This window comes from Acidovorax sp. FJL06, from assembly GCF_003852545.1.
Taxonomy (GTDB): Bacteria; Pseudomonadota; Gammaproteobacteria; order Burkholderiales; family Burkholderiaceae_C; genus Acidovorax.
Genome location: NZ_QAJR01000069.1, coordinates 1 through 1,168 on the forward strand (window position 1 = coordinate 1; position 1,168 = coordinate 1,168).

The 1,168-nt window shown below is 62.4% G+C and carries 1 protein-coding gene; it reads left to right on the plus strand.

Annotated elements, in window-relative coordinates:
• On the plus strand, positions 1-1,167 hold a 1,167-nt coding region (tuf, locus tag DBV10_RS22475; RefSeq protein WP_124515764.1), incomplete at its 5' end, for an elongation factor Tu.
• Between the last annotated feature and the right edge of the window lies 1 nt (position 1,168).

A 1,168-nucleotide genomic window follows, 5' to 3' on the forward strand; every position in this document is an offset into this window, starting at 1 on the left:
ACCAAGCCCCACGTCAACGTGGGCACGATCGGCCACGTGGACCATGGCAAGACGACCCTGACGGCGGCCATCGCTACCGTGCTGTCGGCCAAGTTCGGCGGTGAAGCCAAGGCCTACGACCAGATCGACGCAGCGCCCGAAGAAAAGGCCCGCGGTATCACCATCAACACCGCCCACGTGGAATACGAAACGGCCAACCGCCACTACGCCCACGTGGACTGCCCCGGCCACGCCGACTATGTGAAGAACATGATCACCGGCGCTGCCCAGATGGACGGCGCCATTCTGGTGTGCTCGGCCGCTGACGGCCCCATGCCCCAGACCCGTGAGCACATCCTGCTGGCCCGCCAGGTGGGCGTGCCTTACATCATCGTGTTCCTGAACAAGTGCGACATGGTGGACGACGAAGAACTGCTGGAACTCGTCGAAATGGAAGTGCGTGAGCTTCTCGACAAGTACAACTTCCCTGGCGACGACACCCCGATCATTCGCGGCTCCGCCAAGCTCGCCCTGGAAGGCGACAAGGGCAAGCTGGGTGAAGAAGCCATCATGAAGCTGGCCGAAGCCCTGGACTCCTACATCCCCACGCCCGAGCGCGCTGTGGACGGCGCCTTCCTGATGCCCGTGGAAGACGTGTTCTCCATCTCCGGTCGTGGCACCGTGGTGACCGGCCGTATCGAGCGCGGTGTCATCAAGGTCGGCGAAGAAATCGAAATCGTCGGTATCCGCGACACGCAAAAGACCATCTGCACCGGCGTGGAAATGTTCCGCAAGCTGCTGGACCAAGGCCAGGCAGGTGACAACGTGGGCCTGCTGCTGCGCGGCACCAAGCGCGAAGACGTGGAGCGCGGCCAAGTGCTGTGCAAGCCCAACTCGATCAAGCCCCACACCCACTTCACGGCTGAGGTGTACGTTCTGAGCAAGGACGAAGGCGGCCGTCACACGCCCTTCTTCAACAACTACCGCCCTCAGTTCTACTTCCGCACGACCGACGTGACCGGCGCCATCGAGCTGCCAGCCGACAAGGAAATGGTCATGCCTGGTGACAACGTGTCGATCACTGTGAAGCTGATCAACCCCATCGCCATGGAAGAAGGCCTGCGCTTCGCCATCCGCGAAGGCGGCCGCACGGTGGGCGCTGGCGTCGTGGCCAAGATCATTGCTTAAT